The 4,501-nt window shown below is 63.8% G+C and carries 6 protein-coding genes; 1 reads left to right on the forward strand and 5 read right to left on the reverse strand.

Features of this window, described 5'->3' with window-relative positions; all coding sequences use genetic code 11:
• Positions 1-414 (reverse strand): hypothetical protein (locus tag ACIQ2E_RS12665; RefSeq protein ID WP_398331108.1); only part of this gene is annotated, 414 nt, incomplete at its 3' end.
• Positions 415-738: 324 nt separating this feature from the next.
• The gene (locus ACIQ2E_RS12670; RefSeq protein WP_398331111.1) at positions 739-1,416 is read right to left on the reverse strand and encodes a pseudouridine synthase; all 678 of its coding nucleotides are present in this window, start codon (positions 1,414-1,416) and stop codon (positions 739-741) included.
• A 90-nt stretch (positions 1,417-1,506) separates the two neighbouring features.
• Between ACIQ2E_RS12670 and ACIQ2E_RS12675 the strand changes: the two genes are divergently transcribed.
• Positions 1,507-1,764: a translation initiation factor IF-1 gene (locus tag ACIQ2E_RS12675; protein WP_398331114.1), complete on the forward strand. Its 258-nt coding sequence runs from the start codon at positions 1,507-1,509 to the stop codon at positions 1,762-1,764.
• A gap of 277 nt (positions 1,765-2,041) precedes the next feature.
• Here the strand turns inward: ACIQ2E_RS12675 and trxB are convergent, their stop codons facing one another.
• The 3 genes from trxB to ACIQ2E_RS12690 all read right to left on the reverse strand — a co-directional run.
• The gene (gene trxB, locus ACIQ2E_RS12680) at positions 2,042-3,445 is read right to left on the reverse strand and encodes a thioredoxin-disulfide reductase (protein WP_398331117.1); all 1,404 of its coding nucleotides are present in this window, start codon (positions 3,443-3,445) and stop codon (positions 2,042-2,044) included.
• Positions 3,446-3,635: 190 nt separating this feature from the next.
• Positions 3,636-3,881 (reverse strand): hypothetical protein, encoded by a 246-nt coding sequence (locus ACIQ2E_RS12685; RefSeq protein ID WP_398331120.1) that lies wholly within the window; start codon positions 3,879-3,881, stop codon positions 3,636-3,638.
• A gap of 94 nt (positions 3,882-3,975) precedes the next feature.
• Positions 3,976-4,501: DEAD/DEAH box helicase (locus ACIQ2E_RS12690; RefSeq protein WP_398331123.1), on the reverse strand; the 526-nt coding region annotated here is incomplete at its 5' end.

The following is a 4,501-nucleotide window of genomic DNA, read 5'->3' on the forward strand; positions in this document are numbered from 1 at the left end:
TCTGATCCATTTCCAGGCTTTTTCCTCACTAAGGTTTGCTGGTTCTATTCCCTTGTTAAGCGTCCTCATCTCCTTAATCACTAGCTCCATCGATCTGACCGAGGATGGACTGGGATCCCCCTTAGCTCGCTGCCTTCTAGTCCTCCACGCCTCAAGGGCCTCCTCCCAAGTCGGACCTATCTCCCGTGCGTCGCGGTTTTTGATCGCCCTTTGTATTTGCTGCTGCATTGAAGAGGGGTTCCAGGTGCCCGTCCTCACGTCTTGCTCCACTTCCTTGCCGCTCAGCTCTTCAACGGCTTCCAGCATCGAGTTGTAGCCCTGTTCCACCGAGCCAAACCACTCCTCTGCCTCTACCCTCAACGCCGCTCGAGTTTTTGTGATCAGCCCAAACTCCACCTGCATCTCGGCGTACACCCCTGGGAAGCGTCTACGTGCCTCCGTAAGGTCCGTGGTCCCAAGGCTCCTGACTGAGTACCGGTAGCCGGACCGCTTTGTCTTGTCCGGGACTGCTAGCCGTGCATACCAGCCGTTCTTCCCGGGTCTTCGGTATGGCCCTGGCTGAGCTGCCACCGGATTGGCTTCGAGGAGTTGTTACCCTAAGTTGTTACCCCTTGCTATCGTCTGGCCCAGTTCCATCTGCCCGTCAGGCTTTTACGCCGCGCCCGCGCCAACTACTACTACGGGCAGCTGCAGGTGGTGCGTGAACTCAAGGACGCGCTCGGCTGAAGCCAAGCCGCCTTACCCGCCGCCCCTGCCCTGGCCGGATTTCCCGCCGCCCGCTCGTCCTCCGCGTCCGGGTGAGCGTCGTAGCAGTCCCTGAAGGCGGCGCTCTTCTTGCGGAGACACTGAGCGCCATTGACCGGGCTCCAAGCCCTCGAGGCTTAGGGGGGCTTCGCCATCCATCAGATCGATGGCCACCCGCAGCAATCTCAGGGTGGGTAGCCCCACGGCGGCTGTCATCCGCCGCACCTGACGGTTGCGGCCTTCCCGCAGCTCGATCGCCAGCCAGCTGGTGGGGATCTCCTTGCGTTCGCGGATGGGGGGATTGCGGGGCAGTAAGCAGGGGTCGGCGATCGAGCTGGCCCTTGCTGGCAGGGTGCGCTGCCCTTGAATCACCAGTCCCTGCGCGAGCTGCTGCAATTGCTCGGGGGTGGCGATGCCTTCCACCTGAACCCAGTAGCGGCGCCAGTGGCCCCAGGCAGGATCGGTGAGTCGCTGCTGCAGACGCCCGTTGGCGGTGAGCAAGAGCAACCCTTCGCTGTCGGCATCGAGTCGGCCAGCGGCATAAACATCGGGAACGGGGATGTGCTCTGCCAGGCACCCCCAGCGGCTACCCGGCTCCGGGGTGAACTGGCTCAGAACCCCGTAGGGCTTGTGGAACAGCAGCGTGCTCAGGAGGCCTGGCGAGCGCGCCACAGGTTCACCACCCCAATCGAAATCAGCAGCAGGCCCAGATCCATCGACACAGGAGGCAGGACCATCGAAACCTTGGCTCGGTTGGGCTTTGTGAGCGCCGACCCTAGCGGTTTAAGGGCGCAAACTAGCCTGGTCACCCTCGAGCAGCCCGCAGGCCACCAATGCCTCTGCCGGGCTGCCGGAAAGCTCACCAAGTTCCGCATTAAGCTGCTCGCCGGTGACAAGGTGCTGGTGGAGATCAGCCCCTACGACCTCAGCCGCGGCCGTATCACCTACCGCGAGCGCAATGCCGCTGCCGGCGGGCCTCGCCCCGGTGGCAACCGCCCCGGCGGCCCCCGTCGCCGCTGATCGGCAACTCAGCGCACTGTTCAAGCGCATTGTTCAACAGCTCTCTGGCTGAACGGCATGACTCGTCGCTCAGCGTTTCTGTAGCCCCGAGATCTGGTCCCGGGGTTTTTGCGTTGGTGCTCTGGCGAACCTGGGTGCCGCTGAAAGTTGCGTGTTTGGCCTGCTGTCCAGGTCGGGATATCCATGGATATCCCGACCTGGACAGTGCAGGAAACATGAACTCCCGCCTAGGTCTCCGCTCAGAGGCTGAACGCTGAGCAGCAGCTCCCCCCACCCTTCAAGCCACAACGGTGCCGAGGAGCTGCTCGATGGCGGCCTTGAACTCGCTGCGTTGCTTCACCCCGCGGAACTGCTGCTTCAGTTCCTTCTGGAAGAACAGCTGCACGGTGGGGGTGCCGCTCACCCCCGCCTGCTGGGCAATCTCCTGATCGGCTTCGATGTCGATTTCAACGCCCTGAGCGCGGCCACCGAGCTCGTCGAGCACGCGCTTGAGCTGCGGTTTAAGCACGTGGCAGGGGCCACAGGTGGGGGAGGTGTACACGACCAATAGGGGCTTTTCGCTGTCGTGATACAGCTTGCGCAGGGCATAGCCGCCCTTCTGCCACAGGGCATTGGGGTCGAAGTTGGCTTCATCGCTCACGGCGGTGCGCTGCACTTCACCCACCTCGGCGGGATCCACCGGGTCTTGGCTCACGGTCACAGCGAGGTCGTAATGGGTGAGCCAGCGCTCAGCCGCCAGGGCTGCCTGGCAGCCGCTGCCGGCTGCAGTAATGCCCTGACGCCATTCCGCATCCGCCACATCGCCGGCGGCAAACACGCCATCCAGGCTGGTTTCGGGCCGGCCGGGTTTGGTCACCAGGTAGCCGTGGCCATCTACGTCCAGCTGGCCTCGCACCAGGCGGGTGTTGGGGGTGTGGCCAATGGCGTAGAAGAGGCCTCGCACGGGCACCTGTTCGGAGCCGCCGCTGCCATCAGTGGCGACCAGCTCGATGGCCTCAAGCCACTCGCCGCCGCTGCAATCGCGGATCTGGCGGTTCCAGTGCACGGTGATGTTCGGATTGGCCAGCACCCGATCGGCCATGGCCTTGCTGGCCCGCAGCTGGCCAGAGCGCACCACCAGATGCACGCGGCTGCCGTATTTGGTGAGGTATACCGCCTCCTCGCAGGCAGAGTCGCCGCCACCTACCACCGCCAACTCCTCATTGCGGAACTGCGGCGTAGCGCCATCGCAGATGGCGCAGGCGCTGATGCCCGAATTCCAGAAGCGCTCTTCGCTGGGCAGGCCGAGGCGGTTGGCGCTGGCGCCCGTGGCCAGGATTACCGACTGTGCCTCGATGGTCTGGCCGTCGGCCTGGATGCGGAAGGGGCGCTGCGACAGGTCGATGTTGTCGGCGTCTGCCTCCACCAGGCGGGTGCCCCAACGCACGGCCTGAGCCTTCAGCCGATCCATCAGATCTGGGCCGAGGATGCCGTCGGGGAAGCCGGGGAAGTTCTCCACGTGGGTGGTGGTCATCAGCTGACCACCGGGAATGCCGCCATCCTGGAAGCCTGTGATCACCACCGGCCGCAGGTTGGCGCGGGCGGCATAGATGGCCGCGGTGTAGCCGGCAGGGCCCGAGCCCACGATCACCACGTTCTCAACGGAAGCGCCCGTCGCGGCGCTGGCAGTGGCTTCAGTCACGGCTTAAGCGGATCGACTTCGCTTAAGAGCGTAGCGCCGAGGTTCCGGTGCTGGAGGAGTGCTGGGTGCCCTTTGAATTGGCGAGCAGTTGAACTGACGTGCAGATGAACTCGCGCGCAGATGAACTGACGTGACGTTCGCCTGACGCCAGGCGTGTTTGACGCCCAAGGAAAAACCCTTTAGGTTTTCTTCAGATTTCGAGGATTCCGTCGCTCTCGCTGCTGTCGCTTGATTTCTTCAGTTCGTTGAAATCGGGAACCATCAGCACCTGCTCGGCCATCAGCTCGGGATGCTGATCCACGCAGAGGATCCATTCCCTGAATTCCTCAGTGAGCGCATAGCTGTCTTCATAGCGCTCGCGGTCGTCGAGGCTTGCGATGCGGGCGGCCGACCAGTTGATGGCAACGGTGAGACGACGCTGGATGGAGCCTTTCATGGGTGTCCCGCGATCGCACCACGCTGGTCGGCCGATGGCCCCATTTGGGTGCGCTTTCGCACAACGTCGCACTTTTTGCTGCAATTGAATGTATTTACCGCTGCACTCGGAAGTTGGGTAGCTGTGGCCCGCGCATTCGGATCACAGCGCCAGCGCCATCTTCGAGGGCCTGCAGGGGTAGAACTGGTGCTCGTCCGGCGCCGCTCGCGACCGGTTCGGCCTCCACGGTTTTGGGCTTGAGCACGTAGGGCTCGCTCAGCGACCAGGTGCGCGCATACTGCATCAGCAGTGGATCTGCCGGTGCGAACACGTACGAGGGGTGCCTGGGCACCATCTCCAGGGCCGAACGCTCGGCATCCATGCGCACCGCCCGGGTGATGCCCTGCACGAAGCGGGTCCGCGTCACCACCGTGGTGAGGTAAGCCACCACCCGCAGCCGCGGCGCATCGAAGCCTTCGGCGCACATATCAATGCTCACCAGCCAATCGGCCTCGCCGGCCTTGAAGGCCTCCATGCGCTGAGCGGCATCCGGATCCTGCGAGTGCACCAGGTGCACCCGATCACCCTCCTCCTCCAGCAGGCCGCAGATGCGGCGGGCGGCGCAGAAGGCCAGGTTGTCG

The sequence above is a fragment of the Vulcanococcus sp. genome, from assembly GCF_044369115.1.
GTDB lineage: Bacteria > Cyanobacteriota > Cyanobacteriia > PCC-6307 > Cyanobiaceae > Vulcanococcus.